The organism is Asanoa hainanensis (genome assembly GCF_900188485.1).
Classification (GTDB): domain Bacteria; phylum Actinomycetota; class Actinomycetes; order Mycobacteriales; family Micromonosporaceae; genus Asanoa; species Asanoa hainanensis.
In genome coordinates this window covers 465273-488592 of record NZ_FZPH01000001.1, presented here as the reverse complement: position 1 = coordinate 488592, position 23320 = coordinate 465273, and the positions used below count along the sequence as shown (strand labels likewise).

Sequence of the window (23320 nt, the reverse complement as noted above, 5' to 3'; positions counted from 1 at the left end):
CTCTCGCGTCACGTACGCTCCCCGATGTGTCAGCGCCCGCCACCGCCGTACCCGCGCCGAATTTCGATCGTCTCGCAGCGTTTCCCGAAGTTCGTGGCGTGTGTGATGCCGCGAAAACCGGGGACTGGCATGGGGTCGAGGCCGGATTCCGTGAGCTCACCGACCCGGTCCTGCACCAGATCGCGATCGGCCTCGCCGGTCGGCTGCTCGATCGGGCCGTCGCCGAGGAGGCCGCCGCGGCGGATCCGACGTCGGCGCTGGCCGGGACGCTGTGGGCCTGGCGGCTTGTCGAAGACGGTTGGGAGATCCGCACGGGGGCCTGGGGGAACGAGGTCAGCGCCGAGCAGTGGAAGGGTTTCCGTGCGCATCTGCGGCGGGCGGAGCAGATCCTGATCCAGGTGACCGCGCGGCATCCGGACTACACGAGCGCGTGGACCGAGCGACTCCACACCGCGCGGGGGCTCGGCCTGGGACAAGCCGAGGCGCGCAGGCGTTACGAGAAGGCCATGCGCGCGGTGCCGCATTTCTTTCCCGCGCAGCAGGTCATGATTCAGCAGCTGTGTCCCAAGTGGGGCGGCTCGTACGACGCTATGCACAGCTTCGCCGACGAGTGCGCGGAGGCGTCCCCGCCCGGCTCCGTCAACGGCGCCGTGGTCGCGTTGGCGCACATCGAGCATCTCCTCCTCGTGATCCGCGACGAGAGCGCCGGCGCCGGGGTGGCGTATCTGAAGCGCGTGAACGTTCAGGAGGATCTGCGGTGGGCGGCCGAGCATTCCGTGCTCAACCCCGCGTTCCAGCCGGCGCCCGGCTGGGTGGCCGCGCACAGCGCGTTCGCGATGGCGTTCAGCATGGGCGACAACCAACCCGCCGCGGCCAAGCACTACGAAGCGCTGCTGGCCGGCGGGAACCTCGCCGACGAGACGCCCTGGAAATACTTCGACGACCAGGTGGCCGAGTTCGTATCGCTCCGCGACCACGCGTTCAAGAAGGGAGCTCGCCCGTGATCGGGGAGACAGAGGTCGACGGGGTGCAGACCCTCCTGGCGCCGAAGAGCGGCCCGGTCGCGGCCGGCCTGGCCTTCCGGGTGGGCCGGGCCGACGAGACCCTTGCCACCGCCGGCATCACGCACCTCCTGGAGCACCTGGCGCTCCACGGCGTCGGGCTCGGCGACTATCACCACAACGGCGCGACGGGATCGGTGGTCACCCACTTCCACCTGCGAGGGTCCGAGGACGACGTCGTCAAGCACCTGATGGCGGTGTGCGACGCCCTCGCCGACCTGCCGTTGGACCGGTTGGAGACCGAAAAGGACATTCTGCGTACGGAGGCGGCCACCCGCAAGACGGGTGCCAACGAGTCGATGCCGCTGTGGCGGTACGGCGCGCAGGGCCACGGCCTGGTCAGCTTCGAGGAGTTCGGCCTGCCCCGGCTGACCGCCGACGAGGTGCGGGAGTGGGCCGCCACCTGGTTCACGCGCCAGAACGCCGTGCTGTGGGTGACCGCCGACCAGGTGCCCGCCGGGCTGAGGCTTAACCTGCCCGAAGGGACTCGCCGACCCGTGCCGCAGCCGTCGTCGGCGCTGCCAACGACGCCGGCGTACTTCACCGCGCATTTCAACGCCGTCGTCTTCGACGCGGTCGTCCGCCGGCGCACGGCCGGGTCGGTGTTCTCCGCGGTGCTGGAGCGGGAACTGTACCGGTCACTGCGCCAGGAGGGCGGCTACTCCTACACGGCGAACGCTTCCTACGATCCGCGGGACGCCGGCTTCGCCGTCGTCACCGCGTTCGCCGACGCCGTGCCCGACAAGCAGGACGCGGTGCTCGGCGGCTTCGTCGACGTGCTGGCCAAGCTCCAGGTCGGCCGCTTCGAGCAGGCCGATCTCGACAGCGTGCGCACGCAGGCGGAGGAGGCGTTGCGCCACGACGGAAGCGACGCGGCCCGGCTGCCGGCCGCCGCCGTGAACGCCTTGGTCGGACACCCGCACCAGACCGCCGCAGAGCTTCTCGACGAGGTACGCGCTGTCACCGTCGACGACCTCCACGAAGTGGCGATGGAGACCGCGGGCTCGGGGCTGTTGCTGGTGCCGCGCGGGCACGACGCGGAGTGGGCCGGGTACGCGCTCGCCCCGGCCTTTTCCGACACGGTGGTCGACGGACTCCGCTACCAGCCCCGGGCGGGCGGCGCGGCGCGACTCGTCGTCGGTGCCGAGGGCGTCAGCGTCGTCGACGGCGACCATGCGCTCACCGTGCGGTACGCCGAATGCGCGCTCGCCATGGCCTGGCCGGACGGCGGTCGCCAGCTCATCGGTCTGGACGGCATCTCCGTGCGGGTCGAGCCCACCGTCTTTCCCGTGAAAGCCGACCAGTTGGCCCGCATCGACGCGAGCGTTCCGCCCGGCAACCTCATGCGGCTACCGGCACGAGAGCCGACCGCGATTCCGCGGCCGAGGCCCCGAACGCCCGCCGCGCCGAGCCGAGCGTCGAAGGCCGGCCTGATCGTCCTGATCGTGCTCGCGTCGATCGTGGGCTTGATCGCGGTCCTGGACGCCGCCGTGATCCTCCTCGCCGACCCGGTGAACAACCCCGAGAACGCCGCCCTACGCGAGCCGGGCTCGTTCACCGTGCTCGGCTTCCTGCTGTTGGTCACGGCCTCGTTCGTGATCTGGGCGGTCCACGTGGCCCGGATGCGCAAGATCACCTGAGCGGCACGCGGTTCGCGGTCCTGGCGGCCAGGTCGACCTCGAACAGGTCGGGCAGCCGAAGGTCGTCCCAGAACGCGATCGGGTCGACGATGTCGGCCAGCCACAGGGCCATCGCCATGCCGTGGGTGGCGACGACCAGCGGTCGGGCGTCCGCGCGGGCCTGCCAGTGCCGGATGCCGGCGTCGAACCGTGCGACGACCAAGTCGCGTCGCTCCCACCCAGGGTGGTCGGCGCGCGCTAGGTAGGCGCGCCGGCGGGCCCGGAAGTCACCGTGAAAGGGCTCGTCGCGCGCGACTTCGTTGAAGCGGGCGTCGGTGTCGACTTGGCCGGCGGGCTCGAGTGTCTGGCGTGCTTTCGGCTCTTCGCTCGATACGAGCAGGACGTCCGGCGGGATGAGACCGGCGAGCGTCTCCGCGCCTTGCCGGCCCTCGGCGTCGAGCTCCCAGTGTTCGGGTCGGACCTCGGGGTCTAGGGCTGGCATGGCGTGCCTGGCGAGGAACAGCATCGCCGAAGGTTAGTGGCTCGTGCCGGGTTCGACCGCGTGCTCGTCCGCGGCGGCCCGGGCGCGCTGGATCTGGTTCAGTGCGAAGGCTCCTACCAGGACGGCCGAGCAGCCGTAGGTGAACCAGCCCACGCGTACGTTGCCGTAGCCGAGGAGGGCGGGTAGGCCGACCAGCCAGCCGCCGACGACCTGGAGCAGTAGCCAGTAGGAAACGACGATCTTGGCGGATTCCGCCGCTGACCGCAGTGGCTCCGCTCGGTCTCGGTCGCCGCCGGTTACCAGCAGCGCCCAGGCCGCGAAGAGCACCGCGTTCGCGCCGACGGCCGTGGCCAGCGACCAGCCCAGTGCCGCGGGTGCGTCGGTCACCAGGTAGTCACGGGTCTGGCGCGCGAACACCAGCGCCAGCCAGCCGCCGAGTGTCAGCAGCGAGACCGGCGCGATGATCGCGCGGATGGTCACCCCCAGCGCCGTGGCGGCGGCGAAGGCGGCGGCCAGGGCCCGCAGCGCGGCGTGGATCACGGTGATCCGGATCCGGCGCGCGGTGACGACCAGGACGAACCACACGCCGTTGACGGCCAGGATGCCGGACATGCCCAGGACGTAGCCGACGAACTTGAGCGCGAGGTCCAGCGTGCTGCTGATCTGGTCGACGATGTTGCTGGAGGCGCGCCGGCGGCGCGGTGGCCGGCGGCGGTTGAGCAGCGGCTCGACCGGTCGCACGCTGGTCGGAAACCCGTCCACGAACCCGACGATCAGCACCACGACGGCGGCCAACAGCCATCCCGCGAGCCCGACCAGCACGAGGGCCGTCAGCGTCGCGGCGCCGACCTCGGGGAACCAGGTCATGGGGTTGACCGCGACGAACGCACAAGCGAGCAGCGCGGCGTTGCCGAGCGTCACCGGCAGGACGACGGCTCGCGTCGTCGCGGTCTGATCGTGCACGCCGGCCTTGAGATACAGGAACCAGCCGCTCACCAGGAGGGTGAGCGCGAGCAGGACCAGGCGGGCGACCTGGTGCGCGCCGGTCGGTGCCTCCGCGAGCACCGCCATCGTCAACGTGCCGCCGATCCAGTAGGCGAGCACCGCCGGCCACGTCGACGTGTACCGCCGCAGCGGTAGGCCCAACGCGAGCGTGCCGAGTCCCGTCGCGACGAGGAACACCGGCAGGTGGTTGTCGGACAGTCCGGCGACGAGGAACGCGCCGAAGACGGCGAGTGCGGCGAGCGTCAGCCAGACCCACCGGGCGGCGCTCGGCTTCTCGAGGTTCAGCGCCAGCAGCCGGTCGTGGTCGGCGCAGAAGATGTCCGTGGTGCGGAGCTTCGCGGTCGACTCGTCCTCCCAGCAACCGCGCGGCGGCTCAGGTTGGTCGATGCCGAAGCGATTCCACCAAGGCGAGGAGTTCATGGCCAGCCCCCAAACGGTGCGGCGTAGTGACGGGCACGCTACGCCGCGCGACACCGCCGCACAGCGTCCTGGAGGCTCGGCGGTGCCGGCTCGACGTCGCGGTGCCAGGGTCCACTTGGGACAGCTCTCGGCCGCTTCGGCCATCCGTGCCCGCCGATCGAGGACGTCGCCTGCGCGCCCGGCGCCGCCGGGTGCGACGAATGTCCAACCCTGGTGAGGCGTGCGGGGGAGTCCTGTCGCCGGGACCAGGGCTACGGCCGCCAGCGGCGGTGGCGGGTGCCGGTGTCGCCGGTGCGGATGAGGTCGAGGCGCGGTCGTGGGCCGTCGCTGCGGCCGCTCTGCGGTCGGCGTGAGCCGGCCTGCCAGGGCTGCGGCCACTGCGCCCCCGGGCCGGAGTAGCCCTGCTCGGCGGCGGCGTGCAGCGTCCAGTTCGGATCGTAGAGGTGGGCCCGGCCGATCAGGCACAGGTCCGCGCGGCCGGCGAGCAGGATCGAGTTCACGTCGTCGTACGACGAGATCACGCCGACCGCCATCGTCGCGATGCCGGCCTCGTTGCGGATGCGGTCCGCGAACGGGGTCTGGTACGAGCGGCCGAAGGCCGGCTGTTCGTCCGGCGAGACCTGGCCCGTCGAGACGTCGACGATGTCGGCGCCGGCCCGCGCGAACGCCTGCGCGATCGAAACCGCGTCGTCCCCGTCGATGCCGTCGGGGATCCAGTCGGTCGCCGAGATCCGCACGCTGGTCGGCAGGTCCGCCGGCCACACCGCGCGCACCGCGTCGAAGACCTCCAGCGGGAAGCGCAGCCGGTTCGCCAGCGAGCCGCCATAAGCGTCGGTCCGGTGGTTCGTCAGTGGGGAGATGAACGAGGAGAGCAGATAGCCGTGCGCGCAGTGCAGCTCCAGCAGGTCGAAGCCCGCCTCTGCCGCGCGGCGGGTCGCGGCCACGAACTGCTCCCTGACGACGCCCAGGTCATCGACGGAGAGTGCGCGTGGGGTCTGGTTGATGCCCGGCCGGTACGCCAAGGAAGACGGCCCGACGACCTCCCAGTTGCCCGCCGGCAGCGGGTCGTCCATGCCCTCCCACATCAACCGGGTGGAGCCCTTGCGGCCCGAATGTCCCAACTGGACACCGATCTTGGCCGCCGAGTGCTCGTGCACGAACGAGACGATGCGCCGCCAAGCCGCGGCCTGCGCATCCGTGTAGAGGCCCGTGCAGCCCGGGGTGATCCGGCCGGTCGGTGAGACGCACACCATCTCGGTCATCACCAGGCCCGCCCCGCCGAGTGCCTTGCCGCCGAGGTGGGCCAGGTGGAAGTCGTTGGGCAGTCCGTCCTGGGCGCAGTACATGTCCATCGGCGACACGACGACGCGGTTGACCAGGGAAACCCCGCGCAGCTTGAACGGCTGGAACATCGGCGGCCGGACCTCGCCGTCGCCCGCGAACCAGGCGTCGACCCGGGCCACGAACTCGGGGTCGCGTACGCGCAGGTTCTCGTAGGTGACCCGGCGGCTGCGCGTCATGATGTTGAAGGCGAACTGCCGCGGGTCCTGGTCGGTGTACTGCCCCAGGTTCTCGAACCACTCCAGGCTCGCCTGCGCCGCCCGTTGCGTCGACACCACCACCGGCCGCCGCTCCGCCTCGTAGGCGGTCAACGCCGCATCGACGCCGGCTTGCTCGCGCAGGCACGCGGCCAGCGCCAACGCGTCCTCCATGGCCAGCTTGGTGCCGGAGCCGATGGAGAAGTGCGCGGTGTGCGCGGCGTCGCCCAACAGCACCACGTTGTCGTGCCGCCAGCTCTCGGTGCGGACCGTCGCGAAAGTGAGCCAGCGCGAGTTGTTGACGTGCAGGGCGGCGTCACCCAGCACGTCCTGGAACAGCGAGCGGACCGCCTCGACCGACTTCTCGTCGGACTCGCCTGGCAGCAGGAAAAGATCGGTGAAGCCGGCGCGGTGCCACACCCGCTCGTTCATCTCGACGATGAAGGTGCTCGCCCGCGCGTCGTACGGATAACCGTGCAGCTGCATGACGCCGTGCGGCGTCTCCTTGATGTCGAACGTGAACGCGTCGAAGACCTTGTCCGTGCCGAGCCACATGTAGCGGCACCGCGTGGGCGTCACCGACGGCCGGAACTCGTCCGCGTAGCGGGTCCGCACGGTCGAGTTGACGCCGTCGCTGGCGACGACCAGGTCGTACGACCGGCGCAGGAGCTCGACGTCGGGCGCCGCGGTGGAGAACCGCAGGTCGACGCCGAGCTCCCGGCAACGCTCCTGGAGAATCTCCAGGAGGCGTTTGCGGCCCATGGCGGCAAACCCGTGCCCGCCACTGGTGTGCACCTGGCCGCGGAAATGGACGTCGACGTCGTCCCACCGGGCGAACTCGCGGGCCATCCGCTCGAAAATGCGCGGGTCGGCATGCTCGATGCCGCCGAGCGTCTCGTCGGAGAACACCACGCCGAACCCGAAGGTGTCGTCGGCGGCGTTGCGCTCCCAGACGGTGAGCTCGTCGGCCACGCCCAACTGCCGGGCCAGCGCCGCGAAGTAGAGCCCACCGGGACCACCGCCGACCACCGCGATCCTCACGCGGACGCCTGCCGCCGCAGCACGTACCGCTGGACCTTGCCCGTGCTCGTCCGGGGCAGGCTGGCGATGAACTCGACGGCCCGTGGGTATTTGTAGGGAGCGATCTGCCGCTTCGCGAACTCCTGGAGCTCCGCGACCAACGCCGGCGTGCCGTCGAAACCGTCCCGCAGCACCACGTACGCCTTGACGATGTGCCCGCGCGCCGGGTCGGGAGCCGCGACGACGCAGCACTCGTCGACCGCCGGGTGGCCCGTCAGCGCCTCCTCGACCTCGGGGCCGGCGATGTTGTAGCCCGACGAGACGATCATGTCGTCCCGCCGCGCCAGATAATGGAAGTAGCCGTCCTCGTCCTGCACGTAGGTGTCGCCGGTGAAGTTCCATCCATTCTGGACGTACGCGGCCTGCCGCGGGTCACTCAGGTAGCGGCACCCGGTGGGACCCTTGACGGCCAGCCGTCCCGGGGTGCCGCGGGGCACCGGCGCGCCCGCGTCGTCCAGGACGGCGGCCTGGTAGCCCGGGACCGGCAGGCCGGTGGCGCCGGGCCGGATCGCGTCGTCGGCCGCGGAGATGAACACGTGCAGCAGCTCGGTGGAGCCGATGCCGTCGATCAGCCGCACCCCGGTCGCCTCGAAGAAGTCGTGCCAGGTGGTGGCCGGCAGGTGCTCGCCGGCGGAGACGGCGCGGCGCAGGCTGCGCAACCGCTCGGGCCGGCCGGAGCGCAGCATCGCCCGGTAGGCGGTCGGCGCGGTGAAGCAGACCGTCGCCGCGTGCCGCTCGATCAGGTCGGCGAGCTGGTCCGGCGTGGCCTTCTCGATGAGCAGCGTCGCGGCACCCACCCGCAGCGGGAAGACCAGCAGGCCGCCGAGCCCGAAGGTGAACGCCAGCGGGGGAGTGCCGGTGAACACGTCGTCGGGCCGCGGCCGCACCAGATGCCGCGAGAACGTGTCGGCGATCGCCAGGACGTCGCGGTGGAAGTGCATCGTGGCCTTGGGCCGCCCGGTCGTGCCGGAGGTGAAAGCCAGCAGCGCGACATCGTCGGCGGAGGTGTCGACGGCGGCGAACCGGTCGCCAGCACCATCAAGGACGAGCTCGTCGTAGGTGACAACGGGAGCCCCACCGAGCGAGGCCAGCCGCAGGTCGTCGACGAACCGGCCGTCACACAGGGCAAGATCCACCTGGGCTATCGAGGCGACGGCGGTCAGCTCCGCCGGGCGCAGCAGCGGCATCGTCGTGACCACCACGCCACCGGCCTTGAGGACGGCGAACCAGCACGCCGCGAGCCACGGGTTGTTGGGACCGCGCAGCAGCACGCGGTTGCCGGGCACGAGGCCGTGGTCGCGGGTCAGCACCGTGGCGATCCGGTTGGACCAGCGGTCCAGCTCGCCGTAGCTCCACGTCTCGCCCGACGGGGTGAGTAGGCAGGGGCGGTCGGCGTCGGCGGTCAGCAGCTCGACGGCGCAGTTGAGCCGGTCAGGGCCGGCCTCGACGAGCAGCTCGGGCCACTGCGCGAACGGCGGGAGCTGGTCGCGGCAGAACGTGTCCACGTGTGCGGACGGTTTGAGCGCGGTCGCATAGTCCCACGTCATTCTCCAAGTATTCGTATTCCGTGACGGCAGTCAAGAGAACGCATCAGATATGGTTTCTCCGTGGTGGTGGAGACGGACGATTCGGGCGGTCGCGGCCAGAAACCAAGAGCCCTGATCGTTTCGGTGTACGGGTTGTACGCGCGCGAGACCGACGGCTGGCTGAGCGTGGCCTCGATCATCCGGTTGCTGGCCCAGTGCGCGGTGGACGAGCCGGTGGTCCGGTCGGCGATCTTCCGGCTGAAGCGGCGCGGCCTGCTCGACGCGGTCCGGGTCGACGGCGTCGCCGGCTACGCGCTGTCGGACGCCGGCCGCGAGATCCTCCACGAGGGCGACCGGCGGATCTTCACCCGGCATCGCGCGACACCGGCCGACGGTTGGCTGCTCGCGGTGTTCAGCGTGCCGGAGAGCAAGCGCGACCAGCGGCACGTGCTGCGGTCCCGGCTCGCCTGGCTCGGCTTCGGCACGGTCTCCGCCGGGGTCTGGATCGCGCCGGCCCACCTCTACGACGAGGCACGGGAGACGCTCGAGCGCGACGGCCTGGCCGTCTACGTCGAACTGTTCCGCGGCGACCACCTCGCCTTCGCGGACACGGCCGCCCGGGTGGCGCAGTGGTGGGACCTGCCCCGGCTGAGCAAGCTGAACGACGACTTCCTCCAGCGGTACGAGCCCATGGCCGCGGCCTACGCGCGCGGCGGAAGGGTCGACGACGCGCAGGCGTTCGCGGACCACGTCAACGCGCTGACGGACTGGCGCCGGCTGCCGTACCTCGAACCGGGCCTGCCGCTGGAGACCCTCCCGCCGGACTGGAACGGCGTGCGCGCCGCGGACGTCTTCTTCGCACTGCACGACCGCCTGGGCGCGGCGGCGCACCGGTTCGTCGACGCGGTCCGCGCGGGTTAGACCACCGCGAAGCCCTGCACCTCGACCAGCGCCTCGACGTCCCACAGCCGGGAGACCCCGATGCCGGCCATGGCCGGGTAGTCGGTGCCGACCAGCCGCCGCCAGACCCGGCCGATCTCCGGTGCGCGGGCGCGGTAGTCGGCCAGGTCCGTCGCGTACACGGTGAGGCTCGTGAGCTGGTCGGGTCGTCCGCCGGCGGCCGCCAGCGCGGTCAACAGGTTGGTCAGCGCCTGCTGGAACTGCGCGACGACGTCAGCACCGATGATCCGACCGTCCGCGTCCAGCGCGGTCTGCCCCGCCAGGAAGATGACCGTGCCCCGGCCGACCACCGCGTGCGAGAAGCCCCGCGGTGTCGCCAGCGATGGTGGGTTCACCCGCTCCACGGTCACTGCACCGCGCCTCCGTCCACATTGATGGCCTGTCCCGTGACCGCGCCGTTGGTCAGGCAGAACCAGACCGCGTCGGCGACCTCGTCCGGCCGGATCAGCCGGCCGATCGGCTGCTTGCGCTCCAACAGCCGCCGGGCTTCCGCCGGGCTGCGCCCGGTGGTCGCCGCGATCGTCTCGACGGTGACGTCCGTCATCGGGGTGTCGACGTAGCCGGGTGCGACCGCGTTGACCGTGACCCCGGTGCCGGCGAGCTCGGCGGCCGCCGACCGGACCAGGCCCAGCACACCGTGCTTGCTGGCGGTGTACGCGGCGATGTAGGGCTCACCGACGTGCGAGGCCGAGGAGGCGATGACGACCACGCGCCCCCAGCCGGCCGCGCGCATCGCCGGCACGCACCGCCGGACGCAGCGGAAGGGCGCCGTCAGGTTGAGGTCCAGCATCCGCTGCCAGTCGGCGTCGGACGTGCGGTCGAGCCGGGCGGAGTGCCCCGCGCCGGCACAGGCGACGAGCAGCTCCACCGGTCCCCAGGTGCGCTCGACCGTGGCGTACGCGGACTCGATCTGGGCCGGGTCGGTGACGTCGGCCGGGACGGCCAGGACCGGCCCGCCGCAGTCCGCCGCCGCCTCGTCCAACGCCGGCTTGTCGCGGGCCACCAGCGCGACCCGGACCCCCTGCGCGCTCAGCCGCTGGGCGACCACGCGTCCGATCCCACGACTCGCGCCGGTGACCAGCGCGACGCGGCCCTCCATCAGCGCCCCTGCCAGCGCGGCGGGCGCCGCTCGGTGAACGCGGCGTGGAACTCGGCATGGTCCTTCGTGGTCATCAGCAGCGCCTGGGTCATCGCGTCGAGCTCCATCGCCGCCGACATCGGCATGTCCAGCTCCCGCGTCAACAGCGACTTGGTCTGGGCGAAGGCGAGCGTCGGCCCGTCGGCGAGCGTGCGGGCGAGGTCGGTCACGGCGGCGTCGAGCTCGTCGTCGGACACCAGCCGGGACACCAGGCCGTACCGGTCGGCGGTCGCCGAGTCGATGGTGGCGCCGAGCATCAGCAGCTCCGTCGCCCGCCCCAGGCCGACCACGCGCGGCAGCAGGTACGCGGCACCCATGTCGCCGCCGGACAGCCCGACCTTCGTGAACAGGAACGCGAACCGGCCGGACGTGCCGACGACCCGGAAGTCCGACGCCAGCGCGACGACCGCCCCGGCGCCGGCGGCGATGCCGTGGATCGCGCTGACGATCGGGATCGGGCACTCCCGCATCGCCCGGATCACGTCACCGGTCATCTTGGTGAACCGCATCAGGTCGCGCGGCTCCATCCGGACCAGCTCACCGATGATCTCGTTGACGTCGCCGCCGCCGCAGAACCCCTTGCCCTCACCACGGATTACCAACGCGCGTACGTCCTGGTGGTGGGGCAGTTCGGCGAGCAGGTCGCGCAGGTCGGCGTAGCTCTCGAAGGTCAGCGCGTTGAGCTTCTCGGGGCGGTCCAGGGTCACGGCGGCCACCCCGTCGGCCTTGGCGAACCGGAAGTGGTTCCAGGACGTGGTCAGCCGGGGCGAGGCGTGGAACCGGTAGGGCTCGGTCATCCGTTGGCATCCAAGTCGATCAGGTCGCGGGCGATGATGGTGCGCTGGATCTCGGAGGCGCCTTCGTAGATGCGTAGGGACCGTACATCCCGGTAGAGCTGTTCGAGAAGGTGGCCGCCGCGCAGCGCGACCGCGCCGTGGAGCTGCACGCAGCCGTCGACGATCCGCTGCGCCGCCTCGGTGGCGAACAGCTTGGCCATCGCCGACCGGCGGCGCTGGTCACGCGGTTGGTCCCCGGCGTCGTACGCGGCCGCGGCGGCGTAGACGAGCAGCCGGGCGGCTTCGAGCTCGGTGGCCAGGTCGGCGACGCGGTGGGCGACCGCCTGTTGCCGGGCCAGCGGGCCGCCGTGCACCTCCCGGGTCCGGACGTACGCCACGGTCGCGTCGAGGGCGGACTGGGCCATCCCGACCGCGAACGCGCCGACGCTGGGCCGGAACAGGTCGAGGGTCCGCATGGCCACCGCGAAGCCGCCGTCCACCTCGCCGAGCAGCGCCTCCGGGCCGACGCACACGCCGTCGAAGACCAGCCGTCCGATGGGGTGCGGCGACAGCATGTCGAGCGGCTCGCCGGACAGCCCGGCGGCGTCGCCCGGCACGGCGAACGCGGTGACGCCCTTGGCCCGCGCGTCCGGGGTGGTGCGGGCGAACACCGAGTAGACGTCGGCGTCCGGCGCGTTCGAGATCCACATCTTCTCGCCGGTCAGCCGCCAGCCGGGCCCGTCCCGCTCGGCCCGGAGCTTCAGCGCGGCGGCGTCGGAGCCGGCGTCGGGCTCGGAGAGGGCGAACGCCGCGACGGCCTCGCCCGACACGACCCGCGGGATCCACCGGGCCGCACACTCGGGCCGGCCCGACTGCAGGATCGGATAGCTGCCCAGGCCCTGCAGAGCCAGTGCGGTCTCGGCCTCGGCGCTGACCTGGGCGAGCGTCTCGCGCAGCAGGCAGAGCTGGAGGGCGGCGGCGTCGCGTGGTTGGTCGCCGGTGCCGCCGAACGCGGCCCGCACGAGCCCCGCGTCGCCCATCGCCCGCAGGAGCGGGCGGTTGACCCGGCCGTCGTGCCGGGCCAGCGGGGCGAGCCGCTCGGTCGCCGCCGCCCGCGCCCAGTCGACGAACCCCCGATGCTCGGCGCTCAGGCGAAACTCGACCATCGGCTAACACTAATGCAATTGTGACGCCCGTCAACAGACCGTCAGATGGCCGGGTGCAGATCGCGCACGGGGCTCATGGACTCCAGCAGCGCGGCGAGGTGCAGGATCGTCGACTCCGCGTGCCAGTTGGCCACGAGCTGCACGCCGATCGGCATGCCGTCACCGTTCGTGCCGAACCGCATCGACAGGGCCGGCAGACCCGTCAGGTTGAACGGGACAGTCGTCGAGCTCACGTGGAACGCGCTCACCGTCTGGCCGTCCACCTTCATCTCGGAGATCCCGTGTGCGTGCGCGGGGAAGGTCGTCACCGGGAGCAGCAGCAGGTCGTACCGCTGGAAGTAGTCGGTGAAGCCGTCCCGGAGCCGCTCGCGGCCCTCGTCGGTGTCCACATAGTCCGCCACCGTGAGGTCGGGCAGGTCGAGCAGCGTCTTGGAGTAGAGGAACATCTGGTCCTCGTGACCCGCGGTGACCTCCCGGACGGGAGGCTTCATCTCCATGCGGTGCTCTCGCGTCCACAGGTCGAGCGGGTTGTCCCGTTCCAGGGCCGGGATGGTGACCTCGTCGACCTGGGCTCCCGTCTGGCTTAGTGCATCGGCGGCCGCCCGTACGGTTGCCGCTACCTCGGGGTCGACCGGGCCGAGTCCCGAGTCGACGAGCCAGCCGACGCGGACCGGGCGGTCCGGTGCCTCGCCGAGGCCGACGTCGACGTCGCGCGGGACGTCGGAGTAGCCGTCGAAGCCGTCCGGACCGGCCAGCAGCCCGTACGCCAGCTTGAGGTCGCGGATCGAGCGGGCCATCGGGCCGGCGTGCCAGTCGCGGCGCGGCTCGCGGGGCCAGATCCCTGTCATCGGGACGCGCCCGTGGGTGGCCTTGAACGCCATGATGCCGGTGTCCGCCGCCGGCCCGCGCAGCGAGATGGACAGGTCGCTGCCGAGCCCGATGGGTGACATCCCGGCCGCGATGGCCGCGGACTCGCCGCCGCTGGAGCCGCCGGAGGAGCGGTCGAGGTCCCAGGGGTTGTTCGTCCGGCCCGTCAGCAGGTTGTCGGACTCGATCCAGTACGAGAACTCCGGCAGGTTGGTCTTCGCCAGCAGGATCGCGCCGGCGTCCTTCATGCGTGCGACGGCCGTGGCGTCGGTGTCGGGGACCCGCCCGGCGAAGATCGGCGAACCGCGCTGGGTCGCGACGCCGGCGGTGTCGAACGAGTCCTTGGACGTGAACGGCACGCCGTGCAGCGGACCCACCTCCGCGCCCGACGCCAGTGCCTGGTCGGCCTTCCGCGCGGCGTCCAGCGCACCGTCGGCGAGCGTGACGATCGCGTTGGTCTTGGAGTCGACCGCCTCGATGCGGTCCAGGTGCGCCTGCACCACCTCCGCCGAGGAAACCTGCCCGGTGCGGATCAACTCGGCGATCGCGGTCGCGTCGAGGTGGTTGAGCTCGGTGGTCATGATGGAATCTCCTTCTCGAACAGCGCGTACAAGATCCGTGACTCTTAGATTACGACCATCATCTGAGCGGCGCAGCGATTCGGATGAGAGGGTGGGTTATGCCCTTGAGTGCGCACAATCTCCGACCTTCGATCGCCGTGTCCGACATCGCGGTTGCGGTCGCGTTCTACGAAGGCAAACTCGGCCTTCGCGCGTTGTGGTCCGGACCCAGCGCCCGCATCGCCGAGGGCGGCCGCGTCTACGGCTCGGGCGGCGGGCCGGCGCTCAACGTCTACCAGTCGGCGACTGCAGGGCAGACCGCCGCTACGTTGGCGACCTGGTACGTGGACGACCTCGACCAGATCGTCGACGAGCTCACCGCGGCCGGGGTGGAGTTCACCCGCTACGAGCAGTTCGAGCACGACGCGAAGGGGATCACCCCGCGGGCCGGCGGTGGACGCATCGCGTGGTTCCAGGACCCGGACGGCAACACCTTCGCGGTCGAAGCCGACTCATGAGGCGGGCGCGCGGTCCGACGGTCGGGTGGTGACTTCCTGGAGCGTCCAGCCGTTGCCGTCGGGATCGGCGAACGAGGCGTACGACTCGTAGCTCTTCCGATCGGGGTCCGGTCCCGGAATGCGGGCCGCCGGCTCGAAAACGGCGGCGGCGCCACCGTGGTAGACCTCGGTGATGTCGACGCCGCGCTCGGCCATCTCGTCGCGCGCCTGGACGATGTCCGGGGTCGCCAGTTCGAGGTGTCGCATGGATCCCGGCGGCGCGGGCATCGGCAGCCCGAACACGATCGACGCGTGCCCGGCGCCCGTCGGCGTGATCTCCACGACGTGCGTGTCCCCGTCCTTGATCTCGATGTCGACCCGCCAGCCGAGCACGTCGCGATAGAACTCCGCGGCCCGGTCGACGTCCGACACGGGAATGCTGACGACTTCGAGGTTGACGTTCATCGGGTCACTCCTTCGGTAGCTCACCCACCGGGTCCGGTGGCGTGTGTGCCGTAGTCCGGGCGGGTGGTCACCACGATCACGGTCGGGCGGTCCGACCCGCCGCCGAGGGCGGCGGTGAACTCGCGCTTGAGCTCGGCGGTGGTGCTGACGTCGACGGCCGCGCAGCCGAACCCGCGGGCGATGGACGCGATGTCCAGACCTGGAAGCTCCAGGCCGGGTACGCCGGGCGTGTGCTCGATCTGCCCGAACTCCTTGAGCACCGCGTACTCGCCGTTGCGGATGACGACGTACACGTTGGGAACCTGGTGTCGCGCGGCCGACCACAGGGACTGGATGGAGTACTGGAACGAGCCGTCGCCGATGAGCCCGACCACCGGGCGGGTGTCGCCGCGGTCGCGGTTGCCCAGGGCGATGCCGACCGAGGCGGGCAGGGCCCAGCCGATGCCGCCGGCCGGGGTGGCGTAGTTGGCGTCGGTCTCGACGGTGGGCAGCCACTCCTGGTGCTGCGGCATCGTCGAGGTGGACTCGTTGACCAGCACGGCGTGCTCGGGTCGCACGTCGGCGAGTGCGGCGTACACCTGGTCCGGGGTGAGCGCGCCCTTTTCGGCCGGGACCTTGGTGTGCGTGCGGTCCATGGGCTTCGGCGCCTTGCGACCGTTGGCGGCGACCAGGTCCGTGAGCTGCTCGATCGACTGCCGCAGCTCGCCCAGGATGCTGTCGCCGACCCGGGCCGCGGCGGCCACGTGCGGGTCGTGCGTGATGTGCAGCAGGTCGGTGCCGGGCTCCAGCACGTCGCCTTCCTCGAAGGCGTAGTAGCGGAACACCTGGGCGCCGATGACGACGACCAGGTCGTGCCCGGCCAACGTGCCGCTGATCGACTTGAGCGACTCACCGATCGGACCCTGGTACAGCGGATGGTCCTCCGGGAACGACACCCGGTCCGGCAGCGGCGTCCCGTACACCGCGGCGTTGAGCTTCTCCGCGAGGGCGACGGCCGCGTCCCAGCCCTGGGCGCGGTCCACGTCCGGGCCGAAGATCAGGGCCGGGTGGTCGCTGTCGGAGATGCGGTCCGCGAAGTGCCGCAGCCGCTCGGCCTCGGGCGCGAAGCTCGTGCTGGCCCGGCGCCGGACGGCCGGACCCTCCAGCGGGCGGTTCCAGTCGTCGAGCGGCACGGACAGGAACACCGGTCCGGCGGGCGGCTGGGACGCGGTGACGAAGGCGCGCATGAACGCCTCCGGCACGTCTTCGGCGCGGTAGGGCTCGTACGCCCACTTCACCCACGGGCGCGGGGTCACCGGCGCGTCAGGGTTGCTCAGGTACGGGTCGCCGATCATCATCTCGCGGTGCTGGTTGCCGACCAGGACGATGAGCGGGGTGTGCGCCTGGCTGGCGTTGATGATGTTGCCCATGCCGTTGCCGAGCCCGGCGTGCGAGTGCAGGCTCACCAGCGTCGGCCGGCGGGTGGCCTGGGCGAAGCCGTCGGCCATCGCCACGGCGGACGCCTCCTGCAGCGCGAGCACGTACGTGAAGTCGTCCGGGAAGTTCGCCAGGAACGTCTCCTCGGTCGAGCCGGGGTTGCCGAAGATGGTCGTCAGCCCCAGATCGCGCAGCAGGTCGTAGGTGACGCTGTGCACGGTGGTCTTGGTGTTCGCCTGGGTCGTCACGGGTCAGCTCCTCAGAGCTGGTGAGGGCGGCCGCGCGAACGTCAACGACGGCGGGCGATGCGCGGTCGTCGCGAGATCAAGGAACCACCGTAACGCTTGCGCCGCCGACGTTTGCCCGTTTCCGATTATCTGGTGATGCCGAGCGTGGCCACGAGGTCCTCGTGGAGCTCGAACCAGACCTTGTGGCACGAGTCGACCTCGACGCCGGTGATCCAACGCGGCTCGGCCCGGGCCAGCGCCGCGGCGAAGCGGTCGTGGTAGCCCGCGAAGCGGCTCAACCTCTCGGCGAGGGGGCGTTCGAGGTCGCGCAGTCGGTCGGCGAGGTCGGAGAGCTGGTGCACGGTCTCCGGGGCGCGGTCGGGCTCCAGCTGCCACGCGGTGAAGATCTGCAACGCGCGGGCGTTGAGCGGCCCGAACTGCTCGTGGACCGCGGCGACGGTCCCGTGCGCGCCGGTGCGGTCGAGCTCGTCCCGGAGCTCCGCCTCGTTGTGCCGGCGCCCGAGCTCGGTGAGCGACCAGCCCGTCAGGTCGGCGAACGAGGATCGGCTGACCCGGCCGTACGCCTGGGCGTCGAGCAGGTCTTCGTGGGTCTGTTCGGTGTCGAGGCCGAACCGGGCGGCGACGGCCGCGGTGCTGGCGAAGCCGTTGAGCCGCACCGCGTGGAGCACGAGCAGGTCCACCGGCGACCGGTGGGTCATCGGTGGGATCCGGCGGTGACGGTGCCGGCGATGCCGTCGACGGTGACCGGCGCGCCGTCGGTCAGGTCGACCATCGCACGGTCGGCGCCGACGACGGCGGGGATGCCGAACTCCCGGGCGACGATGGCGGCGTGGCTGAGCACGCCGCCGCTCTCGGTGACGACCGCGGCGACGAGGCGGAACAACGGTGTCCACGTTGGATCAGTGGCTCGGCACACCAGGACGTCGCCGGGTCGCACGCGGGCGAATTCGTCGACGGACCGCACCAGCCGCGCCGGGCCGGTCGCCCGGCCGGAGCCGCTGGGCACACCGGTGGCCAACGGCGGCCCGAACGCGGTGATCGGCCGTGACTGCAGCAGCCAGATCCGGTCGCCGTCGATCGCCCACTCGACGTCCTGGGGCCGGCTCGCCACCTCCGCGCAGCGCCGACCGAGCGCGACGAGCCGGTCCACCTCGTCAGGCGCCAGGCACGGGCGGTTCCGGTCCGGAGCGGGTACGGGTGTGCGCACGAGCCCTTGCGCCCGTAGGTCCAGCCGGGTCTGTTTGCTCCCGACGACGACCCGCACGCCGGCCGCGCTGACGACGACCTCGTCGGGCACCACCACCCCGGAGACCACGGACTCGCCGAGCCCCCAGGACGCGTTGACCACCACCGCGTCGGCGCCGGTGCGCGGGTCGCGGGTGAACAGCGCCCCGGCGCGGTCGGCGGGGATCAGCTCCTGGACGATCACGGGTACGTCGGCCTCGTCCGCGAGGCCGAGGTGGGCCCGGTAGCCGCGTGCTCGGTCTGTGCCGGCCGAAGCCGCGCACCGCCGGACGGCGGCCAGCACCTCGGCGGGGCCACGGGCGCCGAGCACCGTCTCGAGCTGGCCGGCGAAGGACGCCGCCGCCGAGTCCTCGGCCAGTCCCGACGACCGCACCGCGACGGCGGTGCCGCGCAGCCGACCGACGATCTCCTCCGGGTCGGTCGGTCCGACCACGACGAACCCGTCCGGCACGGGCAGGCCGGCACGCATCAGCACCGCGAGCGCGTGCGCCTTGCCGCCGCACTCAGGGCCGGCGTCGACCAGCGGGACGACGGTCACGTGCCGGCCTCACCGTCGAGCCGGGCCAGCACGCGCTCGTGCCGCTGCTGTGCCGCCTGCGCGGTCCGCAGCGCCAGCGCCGGCGCGATCTGGGCCCAGGTGAGTCCCTCGGCCCGGGCGACGAACAGCAGCCCGGCCTCGAGCTGGTCGAGCTCGGCGCGGGCCGACGCGAGCAGGGCGATCGCGTCGAGCAGGTCGTCGGGCAGCTCCAACGCGCCGCGGTCGGTGTTGGCCCGCCACAGCGCCTGCCGGATCAGGGTGAACGCGTCCTGCGGTTGGCCGTCCGCGAGCCAGGGCAGCCGCGGAAGGTCTTTGCCGCCGCGCTCGGTCAGCCGGGCCTGGGCACGCCGTTCGTCGTCCACGCCGCTCAGCCTGGCTTTCAACAACCTGTTTGTCAACAAACTGTTGAAGGTCAGTCGAGCCGCAGGCTGGTCAGGCCGGCGGTCAGCTCCTGTTCGGTGTACTCGCGGGCTTTCTCACCGGCGACGACGACCGCGTACGGCGCCTGCAGGGACGGCACGTCCGGGACGGAGAACGAGAACCAGCACGTGCCGTCGTCGGCGAGCCGGGGCAGAGTCAGGGTGCCGCTGGTGGATCCGCTGCTGGTCGTGACGACCACGCGGGCGCCGTCGACGACGCCCGCGTGGGCGCCGGTGCCGGCGCAGCCGCCGTGGCCGTCCTTGGTGAACGACGCGCTGTCGCCGAGCACGACGGCGCCGGAGACGACGAAGGTGCCGAAGATCGGCGGCAGCACCGGCTCTTCGGGCCGCGAGCCGCTGTAGCTGGCGCGGAACATGCCGACGGCGAGCAGGAGGCCGAGAAAGCCGCCGAGCCACAACCAGGGCGGGCGTCGTGGGGTCGGCGGCGTCTCCAACGGCTGCATTCAGGGAGTGTCGCCGCAAAGAGTTGATCTTCGCAACTCACACTCTCAGAGGTCAGCGGACGGTGTAGCGGATGACGTCCGTGCGTAGGACGTCGCCCGACACCTTGACCGCCTTGAAGGTGTGCTGCTTGTTCGGCAGGCCCGAGACGCTGTACGCCGTCCGCCGGGTCGCGCGCGCCGCGCCGTGGGTGTCGACGCGGCCGGTGAGCTTGCCGTCCACGAAGATGTCGACCAGCCCCTGGTCCGGCGCGACGGCCGTGATCCAGTCGACACCGGTGCCGGTGAACGTGTACGAGACCGAGTCGCCGTTGCGGGTCGTGGCGTGGACGTCGTCCAGGTGGTCGCCGCGGAACGCGAAGTCGAGCTGCGCCGCGCCGACCGGAAGCCCGGCGAGGTAGGCCGCGCGCAGGGTGACGGTGGATCCCGCCACGGTGTAGTCGGTGCCCCGGGTGAGCGCCACGCCGGCGCGGGAGACGCCGACGAGCTCGGCGCCGTCGCGGAGCAGCTTGATCTCCACATCGGACGGTGCCTGGCGGTCGAACGACGCGGCCGGCGGGTCGAGCAGGCTCGGCTGCAGCACGTCGATCCGGTCGACCAGCATGAACGAGCCGGACTTCTTGACCGCGGTCAGCGTGTGGCTCCCGTCAGGCAGGTCGTTGACCGTGAAGACGGTCTGCTGCGCCAGGCGTGGCTGTCCCTCCTCGCGTCCGGTGTGGACGGTCTTGACGAACTCGCCGTCGACGTAGATGTCGACGTCACCCTGCGAGGAGTCCATCTCCGTGACGTACGAGACGCCCGTGCCCTGGAACGTGTACTGGAATGAGTCGCCGTTGCGCTCGGTGTAGTGCACGCCGTCGTTGTAGTCACCGAGCCCGCGGCCGGTGCTCTGCGACCACGAACCGACGTACGCGATGCCAGGGTCGGTGTCGTCGTGGGTGATCGTGCGGACCGGGCCGGCCGTCGACGGCGGGGCGGGGTGGCCGGTGTCGGTGACGTCGACCGTCAGCGGCTGGCTGGTCGCGGCCACCTCGCGGCCGTCGTTGCGAGTCCACTCACCCTGGTACGCGACCCGCAGCGCGTCGTCGTTGACAGCGACCGTGGCGCCGCGCTGGGGTGTCACCTTGAGCAGGCGCACGCCGTGGATCGGCACCGCCGGGGCGGTGAAGCTGTCCGTGAAGCGGCCGAGGTCCTTGCGGTCCCACAGGTCGCGCACGGTGGCGGCGCCGGTCAGGCCGAGGTCCGACCAGTCCACGGTGATGTCCTTGTCGGCGCGGCCGAGGTTGAACAGCGCGACGGTGTAGCTGCCGTCGTCGCCCCGCGCGTACCAGGTCTGCTGCTGCGTCGTCGTGGAAACCGGTCGTGCGGGGACGCCGGCCTGGTCGACCGCGATCACCTCGGGGTTCGTGAGCAGGCTCAACCCGTACGCGTCGAGCTTGGTCAGGTCGTTGCCGAGGTAGAGCGGCGCGGCGGAGATCGACCACAGCGTCATCGCGGTCCGCCGCTCGTCGCGGGTGAGCCCGTCCATGGTGCCGTTGCCGATGTTGAGCGAGTCGAGGTCGTTCCACCCGCCGTTGCCGCCGTAGCGCCACCAGGTCGCGAGGTTCGGGAAGAGGCGGGCGACGTTCTGCCACTGGGTCAGTGCCTCGTCGCCGCAGTAGCACTCGACGTCCCAGTCGATGCGCCAACCGTTGGCCTTGGACCGCCAGAAGTCGGCGTACTTCGGGTCGACCGCCCAGGACAGCTCGAACCAGATCTTGTTGCGCTTGAGCGCCGCCGACCACGCGGTGACGTCGTCCCGGGCGTCGAGCGAGAGGTCGCTGATGCCGGAGCCGGGGGTGACGCTGTCGAACTTGACGAAGTCGACGCCCCACTGCGCGAACTGGTCGACGATCGAGTCGATGTACTTCTGCGAGCAGGGGTTCGCGAAGTCCATCTTGTAGCCGATGTGCCAGTAGTCGGCGGGGCGCAGCGGCTGCGCCGCGATGTCGTGCGTCGTGCAGCCGGGCGCGCCGGCGATCGGCAGGCTCGCGTTGTACACGTCCGGGCCGACGCCCGGAATCATATAGAGGCCGAACTTCTGCCCGTTCGCGTGGACGTGGTCGATCACCGTCTGCAGGCCCTGCGGGTAGAGCGTGGCGCTGGGCTTCGGCCGTCCGTTGGCGTCCACGCCGTCGTTCCAGCCCGCGTCGACGTTGATCCGGTTGTAGCCGTACTTCTGCAGCTTCGCCTTCATCGCGTCGGACTGCTTGACGAGCTGGTCGGCGGTGATCCACTTACCGTTGCCGGTGTAGACCTGCATGCTGTAGCTGCTCCAGCCCAGGTACGGCTTGGCGGCCCAGGGGTCGCCGGGTCCGTCGGCGGGCGCTTCCGACGGTGCGGACAGGAGCGCGACGGCGGGTGGGGCCGCTGTGCGCGGTGGGCTCGGCTTGGGTCCGGGAGTGGCCATCGCCGGCACGGCGCTCGCGCTCAGCGGAAAGAGCAGCGCGGCGGTCAGCATGGCGATGCGTAGCGGTGACCTCACGGTCGGGCCTCCTGTTTGGACGAGATCAGGCGGCGCGAGCGTAGGTCCGGCTGTGCACGCGAATCAATACTTGACGAAGGAAATTATTACCCCTAGATTTCGACCCATGCTCCACGAGGCTGCCCTGGCTCCGGCCGCGACGGCGGTGTTCACCGCCGTGTTGACCGAGGGTCCACTCAGCCGCGTCGCGCTCGCCCGCCGCCTCGACCTGTCCTCGGCCGCGGTGACCAAGGGAGCCCGGCCACTGATCGAGTTGGGCTACCTCGAAGAGCTGGCGGCGACCGAGCGCACCGGCCCCGGCGCGGGTCGCCCCGCGAGCCCGCTCGCGGTGCGGGCGGACCGCGAGTTCTTCGTCGGCGTGAAGATCACCGGGGACGAGCTGATCGGGGTGGTCTGCGACCTGCGCGCCGAGATCCGGGCGTCGGCGCATCGGCCGCTACCCACGCCCGACGTCGACCAGGTGCTCGCCTCGCTCGCGTCGCTCGTCGACGAGCTCCTTGACGGAGACTTCCGGGCTCGTACGCGCCGGCTCGGGCTGGCCGTCTCGGGCGATGTGGACTACTCCACCGGCCTGGTGCGGTACTCACCGTTCCTGGGCTGGCGTGACGTGCCGCTGCGGTCGCGGGCCGAGCAGGTCATCGGCCTCACGGTCACCGTCGAGAACGACGTGAAGGCGCTGACCACCGCCGAGCACTGGTTCGGCGAGGGCGTCGGTGCCGAGTCCTTCGCGCTCGTGACGGTCGGCGCCGGCATCGGCTGCGGCCTGGTCGTCGGCGGCCGGCTCGTCTCGGGCTCGCACGGCGTGGCCGGCGAGATCGGCCACATCGCGGTCGACGCCAACGGTCCCGACTGCCACTGCGGCGGCCGCGGATGCGTCGAGGCTCTCGCGGGCGCGTCCGCGATCGTCCGGCAGGCCCGCGCCGTCGCCGGCCGGCCGGAGCTCACGCTCCCGGACGCCGTGGCGCTGGCCCGCGCGGGCGACGCGGCCGTCGGCGCCGTCTTCGACCGGGCCGGGGACGCGATCGGCGCGGGCATCGCCGCGGTCGCGAACCTGGTCGGCCCGGCCCGGATCGTCGTCTCCGGCGAGGGCCTGTCGGCCTACGACCTGTTCGAGCCGCGCATCCGGGAGAGCTTCCAGCGCCAGGCCTTCGGCGCGGCGGCCGACTGCCCACTCTCGATCCGCCCGTTGCCGTTCGAGCAGTGGGCCCGTGGCGCGGCCACGGTGAGCATCAAGGCCCTGGTCGCCTCCTGACGCTGTTCACGGCGAATGCATCCCGGGAGCACGAAGT

General features: G+C 71.6%; 21 protein-coding genes. 5 read left to right on the top strand and 16 right to left on the bottom strand.

Features of this window, described 5'->3' with window-relative positions:
* Positions 1 to 26 precede the first annotated feature (26 nt).
* Both CHC05_RS42265 and CHC05_RS02300 read left to right on the top strand, forming a co-directional pair.
* The gene (locus CHC05_RS42265; protein WP_144022450.1) at positions 27 to 1004 is read left to right on the top strand and encodes a hypothetical protein; all 978 of its coding nucleotides are present in this window, start codon (positions 27 to 29) and stop codon (positions 1002 to 1004) included.
* Positions 1001 to 2701: a peptidase M16 family protein gene (locus tag CHC05_RS02300; protein WP_089244088.1), complete on the top strand. Its 1701-nt coding sequence runs from the start codon at positions 1001 to 1003 to the stop codon at positions 2699 to 2701. The genes CHC05_RS42265 and CHC05_RS02300 overlap by 4 nt, the downstream gene beginning before the upstream one ends.
* Here the strand turns inward: CHC05_RS02300 and CHC05_RS02295 are convergent.
* The 4 genes from CHC05_RS02295 to CHC05_RS02280 form a co-directional block, all read right to left on the bottom strand.
* The gene (locus tag CHC05_RS02295) at positions 2694 to 3206 is read right to left on the bottom strand and encodes a histidine phosphatase family protein (protein ID WP_089244086.1); all 513 of its coding nucleotides are present in this window, start codon (positions 3204 to 3206) and stop codon (positions 2694 to 2696) included. The genes CHC05_RS02300 and CHC05_RS02295 overlap by 8 nt on opposite strands.
* A gap of 9 nt (positions 3207 to 3215) precedes the next feature.
* A complete protein-coding gene (locus CHC05_RS02290; RefSeq protein ID WP_089244084.1) occupies positions 3216 to 4607 on the bottom strand; it encodes a hypothetical protein in 1392 nt (463 codons plus the stop codon).
* A gap of 251 nt (positions 4608 to 4858) precedes the next feature.
* Positions 4859 to 7186 carry a bifunctional salicylyl-CoA 5-hydroxylase/oxidoreductase gene (locus CHC05_RS02285; protein ID WP_089244082.1) on the bottom strand — a complete coding sequence of 776 codons (2328 nt, stop codon included), beginning with the start codon at positions 7184 to 7186 and terminating at the stop codon, positions 4859 to 4861.
* The gene (locus tag CHC05_RS02280) at positions 7183 to 8772 is read right to left on the bottom strand and encodes an AMP-binding protein (RefSeq protein ID WP_089244080.1); all 1590 of its coding nucleotides are present in this window, start codon (positions 8770 to 8772) and stop codon (positions 7183 to 7185) included. The genes CHC05_RS02285 and CHC05_RS02280 overlap by 4 nt, the downstream gene beginning before the upstream one ends.
* A 60-nt stretch (positions 8773 to 8832) precedes the next feature.
* Here CHC05_RS02280 and CHC05_RS02275 point away from each other — a divergent pair, with 60 nt between their 5' ends.
* Positions 8833 to 9672: a PaaX family transcriptional regulator gene (locus CHC05_RS02275; RefSeq protein WP_179266017.1), complete on the top strand. Its 840-nt coding sequence runs from the start codon at positions 8833 to 8835 to the stop codon at positions 9670 to 9672.
* On the opposite strand, the gene CHC05_RS02270 is transcribed toward CHC05_RS02275, so the two are convergent.
* From CHC05_RS02270 to CHC05_RS02250, 5 genes are read right to left on the bottom strand one after another with little or no spacing between them, the layout of a single operon-like run.
* Positions 9669 to 10046: a RidA family protein gene (locus tag CHC05_RS02270; RefSeq protein ID WP_245870621.1), complete on the bottom strand. Its 378-nt coding sequence runs from the start codon at positions 10044 to 10046 to the stop codon at positions 9669 to 9671. The genes CHC05_RS02275 and CHC05_RS02270 overlap by 4 nt on opposite strands.
* Positions 10047 to 10057: 11 nt before the next feature.
* Positions 10058 to 10810 carry an SDR family NAD(P)-dependent oxidoreductase gene (locus CHC05_RS02265; RefSeq protein WP_089244076.1) on the bottom strand — a complete coding sequence of 251 codons (753 nt, stop codon included), beginning with the start codon at positions 10808 to 10810 and terminating at the stop codon, positions 10058 to 10060.
* Positions 10810 to 11646, bottom strand: a complete 837-nt coding sequence (locus tag CHC05_RS02260; RefSeq protein WP_089244074.1) for an enoyl-CoA hydratase family protein — start codon at positions 11644 to 11646, stop codon at positions 10810 to 10812. The genes CHC05_RS02265 and CHC05_RS02260 overlap by 1 nt, the downstream gene beginning before the upstream one ends.
* The gene (locus CHC05_RS02255; protein ID WP_089244072.1) at positions 11643 to 12791 is read right to left on the bottom strand and encodes an acyl-CoA dehydrogenase family protein; all 1149 of its coding nucleotides are present in this window, start codon (positions 12789 to 12791) and stop codon (positions 11643 to 11645) included. The genes CHC05_RS02260 and CHC05_RS02255 overlap by 4 nt, the downstream gene beginning before the upstream one ends.
* Before the next feature lie 41 nt (positions 12792 to 12832).
* Positions 12833 to 14239: an amidase gene (locus CHC05_RS02250; protein WP_089244070.1), complete on the bottom strand. Its 1407-nt coding sequence runs from the start codon at positions 14237 to 14239 to the stop codon at positions 12833 to 12835.
* A gap of 137 nt (positions 14240 to 14376) precedes the next feature.
* Between CHC05_RS02250 and CHC05_RS02245 the strand changes: the two genes are divergently transcribed.
* Complete coding sequence (locus tag CHC05_RS02245) at positions 14377 to 14736, top strand: VOC family protein (protein WP_245870620.1); 360 nt, start codon at positions 14377 to 14379, stop codon at positions 14734 to 14736.
* On the opposite strand, the gene CHC05_RS02240 is transcribed toward CHC05_RS02245, so the two are convergent.
* From CHC05_RS02240 to CHC05_RS02210, 7 genes are all read right to left on the bottom strand, one after another.
* Positions 14731 to 15180, bottom strand: a complete 450-nt coding sequence (locus tag CHC05_RS02240; protein WP_089244066.1) for a VOC family protein — start codon at positions 15178 to 15180, stop codon at positions 14731 to 14733. The two genes, CHC05_RS02245 and CHC05_RS02240, sit on opposite strands and share 6 nt — an antisense overlap.
* A 20-nt stretch (positions 15181 to 15200) precedes the next feature.
* On the bottom strand, positions 15201 to 16844 hold the full coding sequence (mdlC, locus tag CHC05_RS02235; protein WP_089244064.1) for a benzoylformate decarboxylase: 1644 nt from the start codon (positions 16842 to 16844) through the stop codon (positions 15201 to 15203).
* 125 nt (positions 16845 to 16969) lie between these two features.
* Entirely contained in the window at positions 16970 to 17542 is a 573-nt protein-coding gene (locus tag CHC05_RS02230; RefSeq protein WP_089244062.1) for a hypothetical protein, read from the bottom strand.
* On the bottom strand, positions 17539 to 18627 hold the full coding sequence (locus CHC05_RS02225; RefSeq protein ID WP_245870619.1) for a PEP/pyruvate-binding domain-containing protein: 1089 nt from the start codon (positions 18625 to 18627) through the stop codon (positions 17539 to 17541). The genes CHC05_RS02230 and CHC05_RS02225 overlap by 4 nt, the downstream gene beginning before the upstream one ends.
* Positions 18624 to 18989: a DNA-binding protein gene (locus CHC05_RS02220; RefSeq protein ID WP_218824391.1), complete on the bottom strand. Its 366-nt coding sequence runs from the start codon at positions 18987 to 18989 to the stop codon at positions 18624 to 18626. Before CHC05_RS02220 ends, CHC05_RS02225 begins: the two co-directional genes overlap by 4 nt.
* Positions 18990 to 19039: 50 nt before the next feature.
* A complete protein-coding gene (locus tag CHC05_RS02215; RefSeq protein WP_144022449.1) occupies positions 19040 to 19510 on the bottom strand; it encodes a hypothetical protein in 471 nt (156 codons plus the stop codon).
* Positions 19511 to 19562: 52 nt separating this feature from the next.
* Positions 19563 to 22031, bottom strand: coding sequence for a X2-like carbohydrate binding domain-containing protein (locus CHC05_RS02210; RefSeq protein WP_245870618.1), 2469 nt, complete (start codon positions 22029 to 22031; stop codon positions 19563 to 19565).
* Positions 22032 to 22137: 106 nt separating this feature from the next.
* Here CHC05_RS02210 and CHC05_RS02205 point away from each other — a divergent pair, with 106 nt between their 5' ends.
* Positions 22138 to 23283, top strand: coding sequence for an ROK family transcriptional regulator (locus CHC05_RS02205; protein ID WP_089244054.1), 1146 nt, complete (start codon positions 22138 to 22140; stop codon positions 23281 to 23283).
* Positions 23284 to 23320: the final 37 nt, after the last annotated feature.

Excerpts from the sequence above, each read along its gene's own strand:
- CHC05_RS02295 (WP_089244086.1), bottom strand. The coding sequence starts at position 3,206 with ATGCTGTTCCTCGCCAGGCACGCCATGCCAGCCCTAGACCCCGAGGTC.
- CHC05_RS02290 (WP_089244084.1), bottom strand. The coding sequence starts at position 4,607 with ATGAACTCCTCGCCTTGGTGGAATCGCTTCGGCATCGACCAACCTGAG.
- CHC05_RS02280 (WP_089244080.1), bottom strand. The coding sequence starts at position 8,772 with ATGACGTGGGACTATGCGACCGCGCTCAAACCGTCCGCACACGTGGAC.
- CHC05_RS02265 (WP_089244076.1), bottom strand. The coding sequence starts at position 10,810 with ATGGAGGGCCGCGTCGCGCTGGTCACCGGCGCGAGTCGTGGGATCGGA.
- CHC05_RS02260 (WP_089244074.1), bottom strand. The coding sequence starts at position 11,646 with ATGACCGAGCCCTACCGGTTCCACGCCTCGCCCCGGCTGACCACGTCC.
- CHC05_RS02255 (WP_089244072.1), bottom strand. The coding sequence starts at position 12,791 with ATGGTCGAGTTTCGCCTGAGCGCCGAGCATCGGGGGTTCGTCGACTGG.
- CHC05_RS02250 (WP_089244070.1), bottom strand. The coding sequence starts at position 14,239 with ATGACCACCGAGCTCAACCACCTCGACGCGACCGCGATCGCCGAGTTG.
- CHC05_RS02240 (WP_089244066.1), bottom strand. The coding sequence starts at position 15,180 with ATGAACGTCAACCTCGAAGTCGTCAGCATTCCCGTGTCGGACGTCGAC.
- CHC05_RS02230 (WP_089244062.1), bottom strand. The coding sequence starts at position 17,542 with ATGACCCACCGGTCGCCGGTGGACCTGCTCGTGCTCCACGCGGTGCGG.
- CHC05_RS02215 (WP_144022449.1), bottom strand. The coding sequence starts at position 19,510 with ATGCAGCCGTTGGAGACGCCGCCGACCCCACGACGCCCGCCCTGGTTG.
- CHC05_RS02205 (WP_089244054.1), top strand. The coding sequence starts at position 22,138 with ATGCTCCACGAGGCTGCCCTGGCTCCGGCCGCGACGGCGGTGTTCACC.